At 75.6% G+C, this 22774-nt stretch carries 7 protein-coding genes; all 7 read left to right on the top strand.

What is annotated here, in order from left to right; translation table 11 throughout:
- The first annotated feature begins 49 nt into the window (after positions 1 to 49).
- Positions 50 to 4414 (top strand): peptidoglycan-binding domain-containing protein, encoded by a 4365-nt coding sequence (locus OHQ87_RS05800; protein ID WP_328345613.1) that lies wholly within the window; start codon positions 50 to 52, stop codon positions 4412 to 4414.
- Positions 4415 to 4460: 46 nt separating this feature from the next.
- Positions 4461 to 8210: a DUF6603 domain-containing protein gene (locus OHQ87_RS05805; protein ID WP_328345614.1), complete on the top strand. Its 3750-nt coding sequence runs from the start codon at positions 4461 to 4463 to the stop codon at positions 8208 to 8210.
- A 1-nt stretch (position 8211) separates the two neighbouring features.
- A complete protein-coding gene (locus OHQ87_RS05810) occupies positions 8212 to 13173 on the top strand; it encodes a hypothetical protein (RefSeq protein ID WP_328345616.1) in 4962 nt (1653 codons plus the stop codon).
- Positions 13170 to 17879 (top strand): hypothetical protein, encoded by a 4710-nt coding sequence (locus OHQ87_RS05815; RefSeq protein WP_328345618.1) that lies wholly within the window; start codon positions 13170 to 13172, stop codon positions 17877 to 17879. Before OHQ87_RS05810 ends, OHQ87_RS05815 begins: the two co-directional genes overlap by 4 nt.
- Complete coding sequence (locus OHQ87_RS05820; protein ID WP_328345620.1) at positions 17876 to 19795, top strand: hypothetical protein; 1920 nt, start codon at positions 17876 to 17878, stop codon at positions 19793 to 19795. The genes OHQ87_RS05815 and OHQ87_RS05820 overlap by 4 nt, the downstream gene beginning before the upstream one ends.
- 64 nt (positions 19796 to 19859) lie before the next feature.
- Positions 19860 to 21722, top strand: a complete 1863-nt coding sequence (locus tag OHQ87_RS05825; RefSeq protein WP_328345622.1) for a hypothetical protein — start codon at positions 19860 to 19862, stop codon at positions 21720 to 21722.
- A gap of 34 nt (positions 21723 to 21756) precedes the next feature.
- Complete coding sequence (locus OHQ87_RS05830; protein ID WP_328345624.1) at positions 21757 to 22752, top strand: peptidoglycan-binding domain-containing protein; 996 nt, start codon at positions 21757 to 21759, stop codon at positions 22750 to 22752.
- The last annotated feature ends 22 nt before the right edge of the window (positions 22753 to 22774 follow it).

Genomic DNA, 22774 nt, shown 5'->3' on the forward strand with positions numbered 1-22774 from the left:
GACCCGTGACCGCATTCGGCTGGTGGACTTTGTGAAAGGAACCTCGACGATGGACGCTCCGGGCGGACCACCCCACGTTGTCTGTGGGCCGATCGTGCGCCGGGTCGATCCGGGCAGCGCGGCGGTCTTCGTCGCCGTCCGGTCCGCCTGCACCGTCACCCTCACCGTGTTCGAGACCGGCCCCGGCCCGACCTACGCCCGGGGCGCGACGGTGGCGACGGGCAGCCGGACCGCGGTCCGCCTCGGCGGCAACCTCTACGTGGCCACCGTCCAGGCCGTCGGCGGCCTACGGGAGGGCCGCCTGTACGGCTACGACCTCGCCTTCCCGGGCTCCACCGGCAACTGGTCGAGCCTGCTGGCCGCCGGGGCGGTGGCCGTCGACGAGACCGCCGCCCGGTCGCTGCTCAGCTACGCCGGTGACCCCCGGGCGACGGGCGGCGCACCCGGCTACCCCAGCTTCGTGACGCCACCGGCGGACCCGGGAAAGCTGCGGATCTTCCACGGGTCGTGCCGCAAGCCACACGGGGAGGGCCACGACGCGCTGGCCGTCCTGGACCCGATCCTGGCGGCGGCCGGCGGCGACCCGACGGTACGCCCGCACCAGCTCGTGCTCGGCGGTGACCAGATCTACGCAGACGACGTCGCCGACGTGCTGCTGGCGATGGTGCACGGGCACGACGCGGTGCCCGCCCGGGACGGGCAGCCGGCCGTCCCGGCGTTGCCCGGCATCGGGGCAACCCTGGGCCTGCCGCCGGAACTACTCCCCGACGGCTCCACCAGCCCGCCCGCCGACCGGCTGTTCACCCCCGGCAACCGGGCGGTGACCCTGGCCCGGGACGCGAAGTTCACCTCGGGCGAGGCCGACAGCCACCTGATGTCGCTGCGCGAGTACGCCTGCATGTACCTGCTCGCCTGGTCCGACCAGCTCTGGCCGGCGACCTATCCGCGGTTCGAGCACGTCTTCCCCGCCGACACCCGGATCCTGCGTGACCCGCAGGGCGGTGGACCCGGCGACACCGTCTACGACCGGCTGCTGGTCGGTCGCGCCTACGACGCCAGCAGCCAGCAGCAGAAGATCATCCGTCGTTTCCTGCGCTGGCACGAGCAGGCGATCCGACTGAAGAACTTCCAGCGCGGCCTGGTCGCCGTACGCCGGTCGTTGGCCAACGTCGCCACCTACATGATCGCCGACGACCACGAGGTCACCGACGACTGGAACATGACCCGGGAGTTCGTCACCGGTGCGGTGGTCGGGTCCGAACTGGGCCGGCGCGTCGTGCGCAACGCGATGGCCGCGTACGCGGTCTTCCAGGCCTGGGGCAACACCCCCGACCGGTTCACCGAGCAGGGCGCGGCCGGTGAGCCGGGCCGGGACCTGCTGACCGCGTTGAGCGGCTGGCTGGCCGCCCCGGCGGCGGTGGACGACCTGCGACTGCGCGAACGCCTCGGCCTGCCCACCGCGATCGGCGCCGACGGCCGGCCGGCCCGCCCCGCCGGTGCCCTCAGCTACCACTTCACTGTCACCTGGCCGCGTTACCAGCTCGTCGCCCTGGACACCCGCACCTGGCGGGAGTATCCGGCCGGCGCCGGGCACCCGGGCGGGCTGCTGCTCGCCGACCACCCGCTCGACGAGATGGTCAGCGGCGGCGGGGTGCTGGACGACGAGGCGGTCACCGTGCTGGCGCAGCCGGTCGCCGTGTTCGGGATGCCGCTGCTCGAACAGCTCGCCCAGCCGGCCATGAAGGCCATCGCCGGCCGGTACGAGGCCGACGCCGAGGACGCCTGGATCACCAGCGACGCGGCCACCCACAAGTTCCTCGGTCGGCTGCTCTCCGCCGCGCCGCCCGGCCCGGACGGCGTCCGTCGCCGCCGGATCGTCATGCTCGGCGGCGACATCCACTTCGGCTCGGCCGAGCGGATCCGCTACTCCGCGACGCTGCCGTACGCCAGCGGCCCCGACCGCGCCCACCCCTTCCAGGGGGTCAACCGCACCGAAGGGGTGATCGCCGGGTTCGTCTCCAGCGCCCTGCGCAACGAGGTGGCCCTGACCCGGCTGCTGCACGACGTCGGGTACGTGCCGCTGCTGGACAGCCTCGGCCGCATCGATCTGGTGGGCTGGGCCAACGAGGACGAGGGTCGGCAGGGGCGACGCTTCCAGGCCGGGGTCCAGGTCGGGGTGGCCGCCGACGCCGTGTCCGGTTGGTGGGTCTCCGGCCGGCCCGCGGTCAGCGACCACGACCGGCTCAAGCTGCTCGGCCGGCCGCCGGAGTGGAGCGTCCAGGTGCAGTTCGCCCACCACGACGAGGCCGACCCGACGGTTCGCCGCGACGGCACCCCGCAGACCGTGCTCGACCCGGCCGGGCTGCCCCGCGAGCAGGCGCTGGCGCAGTACCTGGCCGCCGCCCACAACCTAGACGGGTATCTCGGCACCTGGGGCAACGGCAAGGAGATCGTCGGGCACAACAACCTCGGCGAGATCACCTTCGACTGGCCGGCCGGCGAGTGCAAGCGGGCCACCCAGCGTCTCTGGTGGCACCTGCCGTCCGAGACCCGGGCCGCCGCGCTGACCAGCTACACCATCGACCTGTCGTACGGCTGTTCGCTGCTGGCCGACGCACCGTACGGCTACGTGTTGCGCCTCGACGACCACGACGCCCGCGCCGGCGGGAAGGCACACTACGACGGGGTCGACCGGCCGGCGACCCTGGTCACCGACAGGTGGGTGACCCGGCTCCAGGCCGACCTGGCCACGCTGGGCTTCGGCCCGGCGGGTGACCCCGGCACGTACGACCCGACGACCTACTGGGCGGTGCGCGAGTTCCAGACGTACGCCCGCGCGGACCGGGTCGCGCACGAACCCGCCGGGGCGACCGCCACCCGGTACTCCGACCGGTTGGCGGCGGTCGACGTGCCGGAGTCGGAGCGCTACCTGGGACCGGTCAGCGGGATCGCCGACCTGGCCACCCAGCTCGCCATCCGGCACTGGCTGGACAAGCGCTGGCGCTGCCCGGTGGTGGTGGAGGCGTGGCAGGTCGCCGGCGGCAGCCCGCAACAGCTCGCCACCGGCAACGTCTGGCGCGCCGACACCGCCCACCCGGCCGACCAGCGGCTCTACTCACGGGTGGTGACCGGCCGTCCGGCCGACGCCGGCCCGGCGCCGGCCGACCACCCCGAGCTGATCCCGCTGGGACGGTGGGGCAGTCGGGCCGCCGCGCCGCAGTGGGCCGGGCCACTGGTCGAGCCGACCCTCGAACTGCTCCCCGAGGCGCTGATCCCGCCGAGGGACGGGGAGGTCGGCGGACCGTCGCTGGCCGCGCTGGCCACCGCCGCCGGCAGCGGCGATCCCGCGGTGGCCGACCCGGCCCGCCGTCGGCTGTCCACCTTCAAGGTGCTGCGGGCGGTCGCCGAGAACACCCGACCCGGCTCCACCGGCGGCTGGTGCGACGTGCTGGACGGCACCGACGAGGGGGTGCTGCGGATCGGGCCGTTCGGCTGGCCCGCCGACGGCCCCCGCACCGCACCGGTGACCCTGCCGCCCCGGCCGGACTGGCGTACCCAACCCGGCCAGCTCTGGGCCTGGCTGGCCGCGCTGCGCGCCACCGACCGCGACGCGTACGAGGCGATGGGCGGGCTGGCCGGGCTGTCCGGGACGCCCGGCTGGGGAGTCGACGGCGGTGCCCTGCTCTACCCCGAGCTGCGGATCAGCCGGGCCCGGCCGGCGCTGAGCGACCACACCGGTGGCGCGGGCACCCCGATCGGGTACGTCCGCGAACTGCTCGACCTGCGCGGCTGGCACTGGGTGCACCGCTTCACCACCGGCCTGCGTACCCGACCCGGCGTCCGGCACGGCATCTGGCGCTTCGCCCGCCAGGGCCTGCACGACCTGCTCGGCACCCCGTGGGATCCGCCCGGCGCGACCCCGGTCACGGTGCCGGACGTGCCCGGCCCGGACGGCAAACCCCGCCGGGTGCGGATCGGTGACCTGTTCACCTCGGAACGGGCGGTGGCCCTGCTCGGCTGCTGGCAGACGTACCGTGCCCACCACCTGGTCGCCCTCGGAGCGCCGGTGGCCGGCGAACCGCCCGAGCAGCGGACCGTGCCCCGCGCCGGCACCGAACTGCGGACCGTGCTGACCGTGGCGCGGACCCTCGGGCCGGACTTCACCGGCCCGCCCACCGGCTGGACCGACGCCCACGAGGCCGCCCTGATCACCGCGATCGGCCAGGTCGTCGGGGCCACGTCCGACGCCGAGCTGACCGCCGCGCTGGCCGCGGTGCGGGCCTGGCCGACCTGGCCGGGTGGCACCGGCTACCAGCTTCCGGTCGCCGTGCTCCCGGCGGCGGACCGGACGCTGTCACCGCAGCGCGGCTCGCTGCGGCTGGACACCGGCGACCTGTCCCGGGTGACCGGATGAGCCCCCGACGCGACGACCAGCACCGCAGTGAAGGAGACCCGGACGCATGAGCGACGACGTGGAGCGGAACCGGAACGTCCTCGCCCTGCTCTGGGGCGAACTCCGTACCCTGGCCGAACCGGTGCTCGGCGCGGCCGACCCGTGGCGGCGGGCCCGGCTGATGCGGGCGCTGGGCTGGGACCTGGAAGCGGTCAGCGGGGTCGACGCGCACGCGTTCGAGCAGTGGGTCGGCACCGTCGGGGCCGCGATCGGGACGCTGGACGCCGCGATCGCCGACGGCCCGCCGGACTCGCTCGCCGAACTCAAGAAGATCGGCACCGCGGCCGGCACCGCGTTCGGACAGGTCGGCACGCTGCCCCCGGCGGTGCGCGGAAAGCTACCGCCGTCGGCCGGCCTGCCCGAGGCGCTTGCCGACGACCTCGTCGACCACCTGATCCTCACCTACCTGCTGCACCGGGCACCCTGGACGGTCCCGCTGCTGACCCTGCTCGGCCTGGTCACCCCCGGCGTCGAGCTGCCGGCCAGCCCGCCGATGCCGGCCGGTGACGCGCCGGTCCGGTTGCCCCGTCACCGCGACGAACTGCACCTGGAACGGCTCGTCGAGCTGGTCGCCGACCCCGGCGGTTACCTCAGGGGGCTGTACGCGCCGGCCGGTTGGGAAACCCCCGAGGCCGTCGACGCGCTGGCCGCGCGGCTGCTGCCCCGGCTCGCCGCCACGCTGCGCGCGTTCGGGGTGGACGCCGCGCACGGGGTGCGGCCGGGCATCGGCCCGGACCAGGGCGAGGCCGGGCAGCGGCTGGCCGACGGCCTGCTCCGGCTCCGGTTCGCCGTCGCCGGACCGCCCGGCGGGGAACCGCCCTCGCTGCCCGGCGGGGAACAGGCCGCGTTGCCCGGCGGGGGACAGCCCGCGTTGGTCGTTGGGGAACCGCCCGCGCTGCCCGGCCGGCAGGGACCGGGGTCACTGGCCGCCGCCGACCCGGACGCCCAGCTCCACCTCGGCGTCACCCTCGCCCTGGCCTGCTGGGACGGCCTGCTCACCGGGATCGTCGCCCCCACCGGCGAGGTGCACCTCGAAGGCGCGCTGGGCCGCTGGAACATCGCCACCGACCTGGCCGGCGCGGGCCCGGCCATCGCGGTCAACTCGGCCGGCGTGACCCTCGCCGGGGGCGGCCCGGCGGTGAAGTTCTCCGCCGAGATCGCCCGGATCGCGCCGAAGGACGAGCCCGGCTGGGTGATCGGCGCACCCGACGGCACCCACCTGTCCGTCGGGCAGCTCGTGCTGCGCGGTCGGGCGACGCTGAGCACCGGCCGGGACGACATCGAGCTGATGCTCGCCGCTGGCCGCGCCGAACTCGTCGTCAAGGCCGGCGACGGTGACGGGCTGCTGGCCCGGCTGCTGCCGTCCGACGGTCTGCGGTTCGGCTTCGACCTCGGCCTGGGCTGGTCGCTACGGACCGGCCTGCACCTGTCCGGGGCCGCCGCGCTGACCGCCGACTACCCGATGCACCTCTCGTTGCGCGGCATCCACCTGGAAGGGCTGCGGATCGCGCTCGCCGCCAGCACGCCCACCGCCAGCGTCGGCCTGACCGTCACCACCACGGTCCGGGCCGAGCTCGGCCCGCTGCGGGCGGTGGTGGAGAACATCGGGATCCGCGCCGACCTCGCCTTCCCGCCCGCGGTGCCGGCCGGCACCGGCAACCTCGGCAACGCCGACCTGGTGCCCCGGTTCAAGGCCCCGGACGGGGTGGGGCTGCGGATCGACAACGGCATCGTCAACGGCGGCGGTTACCTGTTCGTCGACGAACCCCGCGGCATGTACGCCGGCGCCCTCCAGTTGGGCATCGCCACCAAGGACGGCGTTTCACCGATGCGGGGCTTCCTGCTCCAGGCCACAGCGATCCTCAACACCCGCAACCCCGACGGCAGCCGACTGGTCGAGGCCGACGGCGACCACACCTTCTCGATGCTGGTCGTCGGCACCTTCCAGTGGTACCCGGGGCTGATGCTCTTCTGGGGCATCTCCATCACCGGTCTGGGGCTGGTGGTCGGGCACAACCGGCGCAGCGACCCCGAGGAGGTCCGCAACGCCGCCCGCGCCGGGACCCTGGACGCGCTGCTGTTCCCCGAGGACGTGGTGGGCCGGGCACCGGCGGTGATCGCCACCCTCAGCCGGATCTTCCCGGTCGACCCCACCGGCACCGTGCTCGGCGCGATGGTCCGGCTGAACTTCCTCTCCGGCCAGGTCGTCGCGGACCTCGCCGTGCTCGTCGAATTCCCCGACCCGGTCCGGGTGCTGCTGCTCGGCAGGCTGGTCATCGACTTCCAGTCGGCCGGACGGCTCCGCCTGGACTCGGCCGGCATCGTCGACGTCGCCCGCAGGGAGATCAGCCTCGACGGCGCCCTGATCGGCTCCCACCTGTTCGGCAGGCCGGTCTCCGGCGAGTTCATGGTCCGGGCCCGGTGGGGCCGCTCGTCGTCGTTCGCCCTGTCGATCGGCGGGTTCCACCCCAGGTTCTGCCCGCCGGCCGGCTTCCCGCCGGTCAAGCGGTTCGAGATCGCGCTGCAGAAGTCCGGCAAGGGCCTCAAACTCCACGCCTACCTGGCGATCACCAGCAACACCGCCCAGTTCGGGGCGGAGCTGGTGATGCACTTCGAGGCGGGTGCCCTGGCCGTCGACGGCCGGGCCTGGCTGGACGTGCTGTTCCAGTTCACGCCGTTCTGGTTCACCGCCGAGATCGGCGCGTACGTCACCCTGACCTACGACGGCACCGAGCTGCTGGTGGTCCGACTCGTCCTCGGGGTGAGCGGCCCCGGCCCCTGGCGGGCCTGGGGGGAGGCGCGCATCAAGTTCCTGTGGTGGGAGGTGTCGGCCAAGCTCGACTGGACCGACGGGAAGCGGGCCGACGCGCGGGAACCCAGCCAGGTGGACGCCGCGGCGCTGCTGGGTGCGGCGCTGTCCAGCCCGGACGCCTGGGAGATCGGGGCCGCCACCGTCGGCACGGAACCGGTGGCCCTACGGGCGGTCGAGGGGGCCGGGGGAGCGCTGCTGCTCTCCCCGGGGGCCACCCTCGGCGTACGCCAGAACGTCCTGCCCCTCGGCGTGGAGCTGCACCGGATCGGCACCTCCCGCATCCGTGGTCCGCACCGGTTCACCCTGACCGAGGTCAGTGTCGGCACCGGCGACGACACGGTACGCGGCACCCTCGGCGCGCCGATCCTCGACGACTTCGCCCCCGGCCAGTTCCGCGACCTGACCCCCGAGCAGCGGGTGCTCACCCCCGGCTTCGAACGGATGGAGGCCGGCCGTGCGGTGGCCCTGCCGGACGGCACCGCCCTGCCGGCGGACGACGCCACCGTCTTCGCCGGGCTCGACGCCGACGACGCCTACGACCGGGTGATCATCGACGACCCGCAGGACGCCGGACGGGAGATGCCGGCGACGCCAGCTGCCCGCTCGGCGACCGGCGCCGCACCGGGCGGGCTGCTCGCCCTGTTCGCGGCCACCGGCCCGGCCGCCAACGCCCGCAGCCGGACCACCGGAGCGGCCCGGTTCACCGGTGCCGACCTCGGTCTGCGCGACGCCGGGCCGTCCTGGCTGCCCGGCCCGGGCGTCCCGCACCCCACCGGCCGGCGACCCCGCCCGGCCCGGGTCAGCCCACCGGCGACCGCCCTGCCGACCGCGACGCAGGCCGCCGAGGTGGCCCCCGGGGGAGACCGCGGCCGGCTGTTCCGCCGGGTCGGTGTCCGCGTGCCCGACCCGACCATCGTCCTCGCCGAACCCGAGAAGGTGTCCTGACATGGGTGGCCTCCGCTTCCTGCCCTGGGTACGCGACGGCGTCGCCCGACTCGTCTCCGTACCCGACCCGCTCGGCGGGGCGCTGCCGCACACCCGCGCCGAGGTGGCGCTCTCGGTGACCGCGCACGGCACCGGCCCCGTCGGGGTCGAACCGGTGGACCTCGTCGGCACCACCACCGCCCTGCTGCACGGGCCGGGTGACGTGACCGGCCTGGACGGCCAGCAGATCATCCGCAGCCACCCGGCGGCGGGCGCGGACAACGTCGACGTGACCCTGTTCGCGGCGGTCGAGTTCGACCTGCCCGACCTGCCCTGGCGGTACACCCCGGCGAAGCCCGATCCGCAGGGCCGGCTGCGTCCCTGGCTGGTGCTCGTCGTCGTCCCGGCGGGCCCGCAGGGTCGGCTGGACACCTCGGCGGGGCAGCCGCTGGCCCGACTCGTCACCACCGCCGGGCAGCTCCCCGACCTCGCCGAGTCCTGGGCCTGGGCACACGTCCAGGTGCTGGCCCTCGCCGAGGACGAGAACGTCGCCGACATCCTCGCCGACGCGCCGCAGCGCACCCTGTCCCGGCTGATCTGCCCCCGACGGCTGGCCCCGGGCACCGACTACCTGGCCGCCGTCGTACCGGCCTTCGACGCCGGTGTGCGTGCCGGGCTGGGCCTGCCGGTCGACGCCGGTCCACTGGTGCCGGCCTGGGGCGTGGGCTCCCCGGCAGCCGATCCGCAGGCCCCGATCGTGCTGCCGGTCTACCACCACTGGACCTTCCGCACCGGCCCGGACGGCGACTTCGAGTCGCTGGCCCGGCGGCTGCGCGGCCGGGCCCTGCCGGCGGACGTCGGCCGGCAGCCGGTGGACATCGCCGCCGCCGGCGGTGGGCTGCCCGACCTCGCACCCGCCGGCGTGGAGGGCCGCTCCGTGCTCGCGTTCGAGGGTGCGCTCGCCTCGCCCAGCATGACCCCCACCGTCTGGCAGCCGGCCGCCGCCGCACCCTGGCAGGCCCGGATGACCGAGCTGCTCGCCCACGTCGAGGACTGGTTCACCCCACCGCTGTACGGCGAGATCCACCGCCAGCAGGGGCAGGTGCCACCGCCGGGCAGCGAGCCGCGCTGGCTGGCCGGGCTGAACCTCGACCCGCGCTACCGGGCGGCGGCGGCGCTGGGTACCCAGGTCGTCCAGAAACACCAGGAGGACCTGGCCGCCGCCGCCTGGCAGCGGGCCGCCGAGCTGTCCGAGGTCAACGAGCAGTTGCGGCGTGGGCAGGCGGCCCGGGACAGCGCCACCGCCCTGTTCGCCAAGCGGGTCGACCCGACGGCACCCGGAAACGCCCTCGGCGACGACCAGCTCGTCGCGCTGGCCCGTCCGGTGCACGACCTGGTCCCCGCCCCCGCCCCGACCGGGCTGACCAGCGCCGGCGTTGCCCCCGTCGAGTCGCTGGACGAACTACTCGACGGCAACGCCGGCGCCCGCGCGGCGACCAGCGCGCCGTTCCGCCGGTTGGCCCGTCCGCGCGGCCCACTCGCCCGCCGGCTGCGTCCCGCCGCGCCGGCACCGGCGGCGCTGCTGCGGCTGGCCGGCGGCGCGAGCCCGGTGCCGCCGGCCCGGATCCCGGCCGGCGGCGTCGTCTTCGACGATCTGGTCCCGCAGGAGCAGGGCATCGCCCGGCTGACCCGGGAACTCCTCGAAGCGGCCGACCCGTGGTGGCATCCGGCCGCCACGCTGGCTCCGACGTCCCTCGTGAGAGCCGCCGCGGACGACCCGGTCACCACGCTGGCCAGCAACGGCGGCGACCTGCTCGGCCCGGACCGGTTCTTCGTGGCCGCCGCCGACGGCCGGCTGTTCGAGCGACGCCGGCTCGACGGGGCCTGGACCTGGCGGGACCACGGCGCCCCGGCCGGCACCCGGGTGGTGACCTCCGGTGCCACCGTCGCCCCCGACCGGGTGTACGTGCGGACCCGCGACAGTCGGCTCTACGAGCGTCGCTACGACGGCGACCGGTGGGTGTGGACGGACTGCGGCAGCCCACCCGGCGGTGCCGCCAGCCGACCCACCGCCGGCGGCACCGACATCTTCATGCTCGCCCCGGGCGGTGACCTGTACCGCTTCGCCACCGTGGCCCGGACCTGGATCTCGCTCGGCCGCCCGCAGCTCGCCACCGGCGAGCGGTTGTGGGGTTCACCGCGCCCGACCCCGGCCGGCGTGTTCGTGGCCACCTCCGCCCAGCGGCTCTTCGTCCACACCGGGCAGTGGAGTCTGGTCGCCGACGGTCCCGGGCAGCCGCCGCCGACCTGGGGTTCCCCGGCGGCCTACCACACCCTCAGCCACCCCCGGGCCGACGGTTTCGGCTACCTCACCCCGACCGGTGAGCTGGTCACCCGGGTGCCCGGCTGGGGCGGGACCGTCAACCACGGCCGGGTGTCCTTCCGCCCTCCGCTGGCGCAGAACCTGCGGATCGTCTCGCTGGGTCAACAGACCGTGACCAGTGGCTACGACGAGGAGCCGGAGCTGCTCGTCCTGGCCCACCCCGAGGGCGACCCGGACGACCTGCGGCTGTACGGCCGCTACCAGTGGCGCAACGACGCGACAGGGGTCTACTCCTGGAACTGGGAGGAGATCGGCCGACCGGCCAACGGGATCGCCGCGCACCGGCCCGGCCCGGTCGTCGGCGACGACCGGGCCGGCGAGATCTTCGTCCGGACCGCCGACGGGAGGCTGGCCGCCTACACCTGGGGCGACCGGGCCGTCGGATGGGTCGACCACGGCACTCCGGCCGATCCACGTGGTGCCGGCCCGGACACCGCCCCGGCCCCGGCGCACGTCCGGTTCGCGCCCCGGCTCGGCCTGCTCTCCTCGCTGCTGGTGTCGTACCGGGTGGTCGAGGGAGCCGGCAGCCGGATCCGTTCGCAGGCCGTCCACCACCTCGACGAGGCGGGCCTGCTGCGGGAGGACACGCTCACCGCGCCGGTGGCCGGACCGTTCACCGGCGTGCCCGCAGCGGCCACCTCGATCACCGCCGGCACGCTCGCCGCCGGCGGACCGTCGTACCTGATCGCGGTGGCGGTGCTGGCCGGCAGCGCGCCCGGCACCCGGCGGCTGGCCTACTGGGTCGGCAGCGGGATCGACGCCGACGGCACCGCCACCGGCGGCTGGACCGGCCCGTACGAACTGCCCGATCCGGTGGGCGGGCACGCCGACGCGGTCGACGTCACCGTCGCCGACCTGGACGGTGACGGGTCACCCGAGCTCGTCATCGGGTACGCCGTCAACGGCACCGACCCGGCACGGGCGACCAGCCGGGTGTTCTACCGGGTCGGTTGGGGGCTGGACGCGGCCGGCCGGGTCACCCGGGGCTGGACGGACTCGCTGCCCACCCCGTACACCTTCACGGCGATCCACTCGGTCAGCGTCGACGTGGTCGACATGACCGGCGACCAGGTGCCGGACCTGTTGGTCTTCGTGGCCGGCACGGACGCGGCCGGGCTGCCGGCGGCCCGGTACTTCACCGGCCGGGGCATCAACCGGCGCGGCCGGATCGCCGACCCGGGTTGGACCGGCCCGCTGCCGGTCGCCGGTGAGGCGGCGGTGGCCGCCGGCGGCGCGGCGGGTGCGGCGGTCGTCGACGTCAGCGGCACCCGTCGTCCCGACCTGGTGGTGGCGTACCGCTCCCGGGTCGGGGTGCTCACCACCAGGGTCGGCTTCGACCTGGATCCCGACGGCGTGCCGGTGATCTGGAGCCCGCCGCAGGACATCCCCGGCGCGGCGGACGCGCCGACCGGACACGGTTGCAGCCTGCTCGTGGGCGACCTGCGCACCGACCTGGTTGCGGCGCGGAGCGCGATGGGCGACCGGTTCATCGCCGCCGCCGCGAACCACCAGGACCGGCTGGCCCCGGCCCAACGGTTGGCCGCCGACCCGAAGCCGACACGGGTGCCCCTCGCCCAGGCGGCGGGCGCGGTGCGCGCCACGGTACGCCCGGAGACCGCGGTCGCCGGTGAGGTGCTGGCCGGGCTGAGTGTCGCCGGTGACCTCCTGGTCGACGTGCTGCCCCCGACCGGCGACCCGCTGCGCCGACTGCTGGCCGGGATCACCTTCGACGTGCCCAGCTACGAGCTGCTACGCGGGCTGTCCCAGGAGTACGTGGTGCCGAACCTGCCGGCGGTGGCGCCGGAGACGATGACCGCGCTGGCCGCCAATCCCCGGTTCATCGAGGCGTTCCTGGTCGGGCTCAACCACGAGATGAGCCGGGAGATGCTGTGGCGGGGTTTCCCCGCGGATCCCCGGCAGACCTGGTTCCGGCAGTTCTGGGACGTCCGTGGCGCGGCGTCGGCGGGCGGGCCGCTCACCGACATCCCACCGCTGACCGACGATGCCTGGCGCACCGGCCCGCTCGGCAGCCACCTGACCGCGGTCGGCGCCGCCGACGAGCAGTCCCTGGTCCTGGTGATCCGGGGCGAGGTGCTGCGCCGGTTCCCGTCCACGGTGGTCACCATGCGGCGGGCCCGCTGGGTCGGGTCGCGGCGGGAGCCGACCGGGGTGGACCTGCCGCCGATCTTCCAGGCTTGGCTCTCCCCGGACCTGCTGCTGTTCGGTTTCCCGTTCACCGCCGAACAGGCCCGTGGCGCGACCGACCAGGCGCACGGCGATCCCGGCTACTTCTTCGTCCTGCGGGAGCAACCCACCGCACCCCGGTTCGGTCTGGACACCGAGCCGGCCGACCCGCCGTCGTCGGCCTCGCCGGGCACCCCGGTCTGGGCCGGTCAGCACTGGGACGACCTGCACTGGGGCGACCTGCCCGCCGGTGCCCGCTTCCTCTCCCCTTACGCGCCGGGCTTCCCGGCCACGCCGGTGGACGGCGCGGTGTTCGGCCGCAACGCCGCCGACATGGCCCGGGTGGCGCTGCAACGGCCCGTCATGCTCGCCCGCCACGCCAGCGACCTGCTGCTCACGCCGGAGACCCAACCATGACCGTCGCACCCCGCCCCGCCGGCACCACCGCTGTCCCGCCGGCCACCCGACCGTCGTCGGGGGAGCCGCAGGCCACCCGGCCTTCGCTGGCGCAGCCGCAGGCCACCCCGACGCCGCTGTCCGACGCGCTCACCGGCACCCCGTGGACGCTGTCCACCGGATACCCGCTGGCGCTGCTGCCGGTCCGGCTGGAGACCCGGTTCGCCGGTGCCTCGCTGCGGATCCGGGTCTATCCCGACCAGATCCACATCGACAGCCACGAACCCCGGCTCACCGACGACGAGGTGGCGGCCGGCCAGGCGTACTGGCAGGGTCCGACCGCCGACGGCACCGCCCCGACCGGCGGTGCCGTACCGGCCGGTGACCCGCTGCCGGCCGGGCCGGGTACGGAGGCCTGGGCCGAGCTGGTCCGGCGGTTCGGGGAGACCCGGGCCGGCTGGATCGCCCGGGTGATGGAGCCCGACCCGTCGACCGGTGACCTGCCCGACCCGCTGCGCCGCCCGGCGCCGTGGTGCGAACCGGCCCGGGTCCGACTGCTACCCACCCGTTGGTACGCGGTGGGCCGGACCACCGACGACACGCTGTTCACCGGCGTCTCCCTGCCGGTGACCCGCGACCTGGCCGCCGGACCGACCCCGGTGCCGCCCGCCGACCCGGCGACCCGCACCCCGGCCGGGGCGGGTGGCGCCACGGCACCCCCGGTCGACGAGGGCATGCGCTGGATGGTCGACTACCCGGCCGCGGTGGCCGCCGGAATGGCCTTCGCCGTCGACGTGCCCACCGACAGCGCCGGCCGGCCCCAACCGGTGGACCGCCTGCTGGTCTTCGGCGTCGACACCGACACCGCGCCGGACGTGTCCGCCGCGCAGCTCGGCCGGTTGCTGGAGGCCCACGCCGCCACCGACGGGCTGGCCTTCCTGCCGCCGGGCACCCCGACCAACAACACCGAGACGGTCACCGTGACCGCGCGTGCCCCGGTCGCCCGGGTCACCGGCACCGACGTGGTACCCGGCGACACCGGTGCGCCGGACGAGAACGCCGCCGCCCTGGCCAGCCGGGCTCTGGCCGTACCGCTGCGTGCCGTAGCGGCCGGGGCGTCCCCGACCGCGCCGACGGCCGACGACCTGGCGGCCGTCCGCCGTCGGCCGGTGCGCGCCGACGCGCCTACCGCGCTGGCCCGTGCCGCCGCGGCCGACCGGGACGAACGGCGGATGGCCCGGCTGGTCCGGCGGGCCCTCTGGCCGGCCGGACCGGGCAGCATGCTGCGGCACCTGCTGCCGGTGGCCACCCCCGACGAGCAGCGGAGACTACGCGCCCACTTCGTCGAGCACCTGCACCCGGAGGGGCCGTTGCCCACCCTGCGCGTCGGTGCCCAGCCCTACGGGCTGCTTCCGGTCGCGGCGCTGCGCCGCTGGCAGCCGGCCGGCCCCGCCGAGGCGCGGGCGGTCCCCGTGCTGCGCGAACTCTGGCAGCGGGTCTGGCTGGCCGCCCCGGCCCCCCGGATCCGGCCCGGGTTGCCCGACCCCGAGCAGACCATGGTGGAGATCCTGGCCACCGACGCCCGGGTGTTGGAGGTTCGGGCCCGCAGCATGCTCGGCAACGACTACGTGAGCTGGCTGTGGCGGTTCGCCCGGCTCGAACTCGGCCCGCACTGGCGGCAGCAGGTCGTCGAACCCGGCCGGGCGCTGCTGGCCGCGCTCGGTCTGGGTGGCCCGGTCGATCCCCGGCTGTCGCTGGCGGTCTTCGCCGAGGGTGCCTTCGCGCTGGGCACCCCGCTGGTGGCCGCACCCGGCCCGGCCCGGGCCGAGAGGATCCGGGCCTACCTCGACGCGCTGGCCGCGGTGGGCCTGCGCGGCGACCGGATTCCGGTCGCACCCGCCGCCGACGGGCCGGTGCCGCTGTTCCACCGGCTGCTGCGGGCGGCGCTGATCGCCGAACACTCGGCCGCCGCCGACCTGCTCGCGCAGGTCGCCGGGCTGCCGGCCGCCGCCGAGATCCCCGAGCCGGAACTGGTCGACGTCCGACCGGGCGAGGTCACGCCGACGCTGCGCCGGCGGCTGGCGGTCACCGTGCCCGGCACCGGCGGCCGGAGTGTGGGCGACTACCTGGCCGCCGCGACCGGGGACGGTGACGCCCGGCACCTGGCGGCCACCGCCGACCTGCGCGAGCTGCGCGGCGCGCTGGAGGGCCTGGCGACCGGGCTGGACACGGCCACCCTCGACCCGGACGACCTGGACCGGTACGTCGCCGGCACGCTCGGGCTCGCCGCGCACCGGCTGGACGCCTGGGTCACCTCCCTGGCAGGTAACCGGCTGGACCGGCTGCCCGCCACCCGTCCGCCCGGCACGCCCGACGGGCTGCACATCGGCGCGTACGGCTGGCTCACCGACCTGCGCCCTGCACCACCGCCCACCCTGGTCGACCGGCCCGCCCACGTGCTGGACCCCACGGTGCCGGCGAAACTGGTGGCGGCCCCGGCCGGAGCGGGTCACGTGCACGCCCCGTCCCCGGCGCAGGCGGCCACCGCCGCCGTGCTGCGCAGCGCGTGGCGCTCGCACGGCGGCGGCGACGACAACCCGGTAGCGGTCGACCTCTCCTCGCGCCGGGTCCGGCTGGCCGGGCAGCTCCTCGCCGGCATGCGCGACGGTCAGGCCCTGGGCGAGCTGCTCGGCTACCGGTTCGAGCGCGGCCTGCACGACCATCCGGACGGCCCGCTCGACCGGTACCTCCCGCTGTTCCGCAGGCTGGCCCCGGTGCGCGCGCACCGGGTCGACCCGGCCGAGGACGGCGGACCGCCGAGCATCGTCGACACCGTCGCGTCCACCGCCGTCGCGGACGGGTTGGAACTGCACCGGCTGCACCGGGCCGGCGCGCTCGCCGGCGAGCTGGCGAAGCTGCCCGGTGCCGCCCGGATCGCCGTCGGCGAGGTGCTCGACGAGCTGGCCGAGCACGCCGACGCGGTCGCCGACGCCCTGCTCGCCGAGGGCGTGCACCAGCTTGCCGTGGGCGACATGGACCGTGCCGCCGCGGCGGTGGACGTCGCCTCCGGCGCGGCCGGCAGCCCGCCGGAACTGCACTTCACCCGTACCCCGGCAAGTGGGGTGACGGTGACCCACCGGGTCGCCCTGCTGTTCCACCTCGACGACCGGTTCGCCGGCCGACGGGTGGACTGGCCGGCGGGCCGGTCCGCGCAGCCCCGGATCATCGGCGCGGCGGTCGACGCGTTGACCGCCGCGCTGCTGCCGCCCGCCGACCGGGTGTGCTGGCGGATGCGCTGGTACGCACCCGACGGCGGTGACGTCACCGACCCCGTCGAGGGCAGCCTGGACTTTCTCGGGGCAGCGGCGGTGGACCACCTCGCCGCACCGCCGCACCCGGGCGTGCCCGCCGGCACCGATCTGGACCGGCGGATCGAACTGGTCGCCTGGAGCAGTTTCGCACCGTCCCGGGTGACCCCCGACTGGCGGTTGGCGCTGGACTACGACCGGGATCCCGACTGGCCTGCCTCCCGGGTCAGCCTGGCCGAGTTCCTGTCTGCGGTCGCGGCGTTGCGTGACCTGTTCGGCCGGAGCCGGCAACTGCTCGCCGCCGACCTGGGCACCGAGTCCGACGCGCCGGTACAGGTCGACCACGCTACCCGGCACGAGGCCACCGAGCTGTGGCAGCTCGCCCGCGCCACCGCCGACGACCTGCGTCCCGCCGGCGGCCCGGCGGACCCGGCCGGGGGCGGGACCACCGTGCGTGACGCGCTGCGCACGGCCGCCGGGTTCGGCGTCGTCGGGGTGTTCCCGCCACCGCACAGCGATGCCGAGGTGGCGGAGGCCGGCCGGTCCGCGGGCGACGAGTTGGCCCGGCGGATCGCCGCGCACTGCCGGCTGGTCGCCGAGGCCCGGGGCACCGTGGCGTGCCCGCTGGACGGCTGCGACTGCGACCCGGAGACCGACTTCGACGACCCGGACGCGCCACCGCAGGCCCGCCGCGAACTGCAGGTCGCGCGGGTACGGGCCCTGCTCGGCGCCGACATGCCGGTGCTGTCGGCCAGCCGGGCCCCCGACCCGACCGCGCTGGCCACCGCACTCGCCGCCAGCGACGCCCTGCAGGGCGGCTCGCCCCACCCGGTACGACGCTGGCTGGCCCGCTACGGTCGGGTCCGCCCGGCGGTGGGCCGGTTGCAGGAGGCGCTGACCTACGCCGACGCCCTCGACGCGGGCGGGGTGGTGCGGGTGCCGGCGCGGGTCAGGGTCGCCCAACTGCCCTACCGGGCCGACGACCGGTGGGTGGGTGAGGCCCCGCCGCCACCCGACAGCCAACCGACCTCGCTGGTCCTGGTCAGCCTCGGCGACCTCGACCCCGTCCGGCCGGTGCACGGTCTGCTCGTCGACGAGTGGACCGAGGTGGTGCCGGCCGCCCGGACCCGGACCGGCCTGACCTTCGAGTACGACGCGCCGGCCGCCGCCGCTGCCCAGGCGGTGCTGCTGGCGGTCAGCGCCGACGGGACCCCGAGCTGGCAGCCGGCGGGCCTGGCCCAGGCCGTCGAGGAGACCCTCGACCTGGCGATCGCCCGGGTCACCGACCTCGACTCGCTCGGTGCCGGCGGGCAGTTCCTGCCCGCGTTCTACCTGCCGACCAACGTCGCCGAGGCGGCGACCACCACCGACTTCGTTCCGGACGCGGCACCCGCGACTGATGAGCAGGAGGGCCGATGACCCACCTCGGACAGGACCACCGGCCGACGTCGGCCGTCCCCCCCGATGCCACACCGGATCCGTCGGCCTCGGTGACGACCTGGACCCGGCTGGAGCCGCGTACCCGGCGGGGCGACCTGAGCCCGGCCCTGGAGGCACGCACCGCCGATCCGCTGTGGCTGCTCGCCCGGCAGTGGCAGTTCGGCGAGTTCACCGGAGAGGACGCCGGTTCGCCGGTGGCCGCCCGGGTGCACGCCGAGGTGACCCCGTTCACCAGGTACCGCCCGGGTGCCGCCTCGGGCAGCACCATCGGGTTGCCGGCCCACATCCCGCTGGAAGCGCTGGCCGAGCGGGAGGGCGCGGCCACCGCCGACGACCTGCGACTCTCGGTGGAGACCGGCCAGCAGTTCCTGCGGCTGCTGGCCGAGGCCGGCGCCGCCGAGCTGGCACCGGCGGTCGCCCGCCGCTACCGGATCCCCGCAGTGCCGCCGGACGCCCCGTCGGCGGCCGACGCGGCCACGGTCGGCTACCTGCGGGTGGTCGCCGGCCGGGTGCCGCACGGCGACCTGCTGCTGCGGGCCTGCGCGGCCGGGACGGTCGACACCGACGTGCCGGTGCCGCCGGCCCTGGCGGGCGCGGTGCGTACCGCGATCGTCGGCTGGCTGGCCTGGCTGGGGGTGCCGCCCCGGCCGCCCGGCCCACCCGGGGGATACCTGCTGCAGCTACCGGCGGTCATCTCGCCCGGGGTCGACCCCCGGCCGGCGAGCCCACCGTGGCCGCCGGCCGACTTCCACCCGCTGATCAGCACCGCCGGGCTGGAGGACACCGCCTGGCAGCGGGAGCGCATGGAGTACGAGTTCTCCGTCGCCGCCGCCGGGTCGGCCGGTGAGCTGGTGCTCGCCGCCCGGGAGTACGACGGTGACCGACTGGACTGGTACCACTTCGACAACGCGCCCGGTGACACGTTGCAGGCGCAGCCGGCCAGCCAGGAGCTGGTCCGGGTCACCCTGCCCACCCCGGTCGGTTACGCCGGGATGCCGGCCACCCGGTTCTGGGAGATGGAGGACTCCCGGATCAACCTGGCCCAGGTCGGGGCGGGCGCCGCCGACCTGGCCCGGATGTTCCTGCTCGAGTACGGCCTGGTCTACGCCAACGACCACTTCGTGGTGCCACTGGAACTGCCTGTCGGTTCGGCCACCCGGATCCGGTCGCTGATCGTCACCGACACGTTCGGCACCCCGACGCTGGTGCCGGCCGCTCCCGGCGGGCGCGGCTGGGCGTTGTTCCGGCCGTCCGGCGCGGTCACCGACGGGCCCGCCGACGTGCTGGTCCTGCCCGCGACGGCAGCCACCACACTGGATTCCGAGCCGGTCGAGGAGGTCCGGTTCGGCCGGGACGAGATGGCGAACCTGGCCTGGGCGATCGAGCGTACGGTGACCGGCGCGACCGGCCGGGGGATCGACCGCAGCGCGCAGGTCGCCCGGGCGGCCGTCCCGCCCCGTCCACCGGTGTCCGATCCGCCGCCTGTCGACCCGGTGACCGGACGCCCGGTGACCGTGCCCGAGCTGTCCTACGCGTTCGCCACCACGGTGCCGGAGAACTGGGTGCCGCTCGTCCCCACCCCGATGCCCGACGACCCGACGGCGGTGCGGCTGCGGCGGGTGCCGATCCAGCAGCCGACCCGTGACGGGCCGCCCGTCCCGGTGTCCGGGCACAGCCGGCTGCTCGACTGGCGGCCCGGTCCGGGCGGCACCGGGGTGGTCGAACTGGCCGTACCCGAGGAGGAGATCGGCCGGTCCGGGGTGCGGGTGCTGCGCCGTTGGCAGTTGGCCCGGGGCGTGGACGGCTCGGTGCACCTGTGGCTCGGTCGCTCCCGGCACGCCACCGGCGGTGCCGTCTCCAGCGGCCTGCGCTACGACGCCGTGGAGCCCCGATGAGCCCCGCCGCCGGGGCGGACGACCCGACCATTTCCACCGATCTCGAATCCGCGCGGAGAAACCGATGACGATCACCTGGAAGAACAACCTGCCGCTGCCGATGGCCCGGCCCCGCTACTACGACCACCAGTACCTGCGCGCCGCCGACCTGGCCCAGGCGGTGGACTACCTGCTGTCCCGGCAGCACCTCACCGCCCGGCTGCGGCAACCGGTCGGCGTGGTCAGCGGCCTGGAGCTGAGCGCGACCGGGAGCGACGTCACGGTCGCCGAGGGCGCGGCCGTCGACGCCGACGGGCTGCTCGTCGTGGTGCCCGGCAGCCGACGGCTGAGCCCGCCCGGCGACGGCACCTTCCAGGTCACCCTGCGTTACCTGGAGACGCTCACCGACCGGCGCGAGGAGGGCGGGGTGGCCGCCGAGACCCGGTGGACCGAGGAGGGTCGGGTGGAGCTGACCAGCACCCCGCCGGCCGACCCGGGACGCACCATCGTGCTCGGCCAGGTGGTCAGCAACCGGGGCGTGGTGACGGTGCAGAGCACCGGCCGGCTGGTCGCCGGGCTGCGGATGCCGGCCGGGGCGATCGTGCCCGCCGTCGGCAACTCGCCGGAGGCCGGCATCCAGTTTCCCGCCAACCCCGGCGGCGGGGTGGGCGACGAGGCGTTCATCCGCTACTGGGCGGCAGCCGGCGAGAACACCGTCCTGCGGATCGGCAACAACAACGACCCCGAGGACGCGATCGCCTTCCACCAGGCCGGCGGGGACCGGCTGCTGATCAGCCGGAGCATGCTGCACCTGGGCAGCCTGGACGGCACCGCCGTGCAGGCCGACCAGGTGGTCACCGGCCTCGGCTTCTGGGGGACGGGTGTCCAGCACGCGCAGCTCTCCTTCCGGGCCGGGCGCGGCTTCGAGCTGGTCGACCGCAGCAGCACCACCCCCGGGCTGGGCTACCCGCTGCACAGCCAGCCGTACGCGGACCTGGAGGTGCAGGAACTGCGGGCCGCGCGGGTCCGCGGACGCGGCGGGCTGAGCCTGGCCAGCGACGGCCAGGTCGCGGTCCGGGCCGGCGCCGGACTGACCGTGGTCAAGGAGGCCGGTGCCAGCGGGAACCTGACCGTCCAGGGCGCGCTCGGGGTGGCCGGGACGGTCAACCTCCCCGACGGGGGCTATCTCGCCGGTGCCGGACGGCTGCACCTGAGCGGCCCGGAGCGGCTCTACCTGCTCAACACCCAGGGTGTGTACGTCGGGTACGGCAACAACTCCGCGCCGGACGCGGGCTGCCTGTGGGTGGAGAAGCGGGGTCTTGTCGGCGGCGACCTGCAGGTCAACGGTCGGCTCGGAGTGAAGACGAGCCCGAACTCGATTCCCGACTGGAGTGGCGGGGGCATCAGCACCTTCGACATGTTCGTCTCCGGGGCTGTCTACGCGGGGCCGGCGGGCGGCCCGTACCCGATCTCGTTGGAGGCCGCCACCGGCAAGATCGTGGGCCGGACGAAGCAGTTCGTCATCGACCACCCGCTGGACGACCCGGCGGATCCGGACCGCCGGCTGTTGGTGCACGCCGCGCTGGAGGGCCCCGAGAACGGTGTCTACTACCGGGGTGAGGGGCGGCTCGTCGACGGCGTCGCCACCGTCGACCTGCCCGGGTACTTCGAGGCGCTGACCCGGCTGGAGGGTCGGACCGTCCAGCTCACCCCGGTCTTCGAGGACGACGAGCCGGTGTCGCCGTTGGCGGCGTCGCGGGTCGCCGCCGGCGAGTTCCGGGTCCGCACCGTCGACGGTGCGAAGGCGTCGCACGCCTTCTACTGGCAGGTCTCGGCGATCCGCGCCGACCTCGAACCGTTTGCGGTCGAGGTGCCGGCGACGCCGCACGCCCGCCCGGCCGCCCCAGCCGACGCCGCCCCGACGCCCGACGCCCCCACCGCCGCGTGACACCGCAACGGCGGCCAGCAGAGAGGAGTACGAGATGGACATGGTGATCGATCGGGTCGACGGGGGCCCGGTCCCGGAGGACGACGATCCGGAGAGCCGGATCGGGGAGGCGGTCGGGTACGACCTCTTCGCCGCCGAGGAGGAGCCGCCCCCGGAGCCGCCCGCGCTCGCGGCGTACCACCTGGCGCCGACGCTGCGGCTGCTGCGCGACGAGGTCGACAGGCGCTGGCCGCACCGGGACCGTGCCTCGGACGGCTGGATCGGTGATGCCGCCCACCAGGCCGGCACCTCCGACCACAACCCGGACGCGGACGACCGCTCGGTCAACGCGCTCGACATCGACCGGGACGGCATCGACCCGGTGCTGGTGATCCGCAAGTGCATCGCCCACCCGTCCACCCAGTACGTGATCTTCGACCGGACGATCTGGAGCCGGAGCCGGGGGTTCGCCCCGGCCCGGTACACCGGCAGCAACCCGCACGACAAGCACCTGCACGTCAGCGTCAGCCACCAGCGGGCCCTGGAGCGCAGCGACCGGAGCTGGGGGATCGTGGCGGCGCCGGTGCCGAAGCTCGGTGACCGGGTGCTGCGGCGCGGTGACCGGGGCGGTGACGTCCGCGAGTTGCAGGCCACCGCCAACCGGCTGGGGGCCGCTCTGGCGGTCGACGGTGACTTCGGGGCCGCCACCGAGGCGTGGGTACGCACCTTCCAGCAGTCTCGGAAGCTGGCGGTGGACGGTGTCGTCGGGCTGTTCACGGTGGCCGCCCTGCGCGCCGCGACCACTCCGCCCGCGCCGACGCCGCCCGGGCGGAAGCCGGGCTCACGTACCCTGCGCCGGGGGACGAGCGGCGACGACGTGGCATTCGTGCAGCGGTTCGTGGGGGAGCGCCGGTGTGGCCGCGCGACAGGCGACTTCGACGCGCGGACGGAGAGCGGCGTGCGGTGGTACCAGGGCCTGCGCGGGATCCCTGTCGACGGGGTGGTCGGACCGCGGACCTGGCGCGAGATGCAGGTGACGGTCGGCTACTGATCGGCGCGGCGGTCGCCGAGGC

It is taken from the genome of Micromonospora sp. NBC_00421 (genome assembly GCF_036017915.1).
Lineage (GTDB): Bacteria > Actinomycetota > Actinomycetes > Mycobacteriales > Micromonosporaceae > Micromonospora.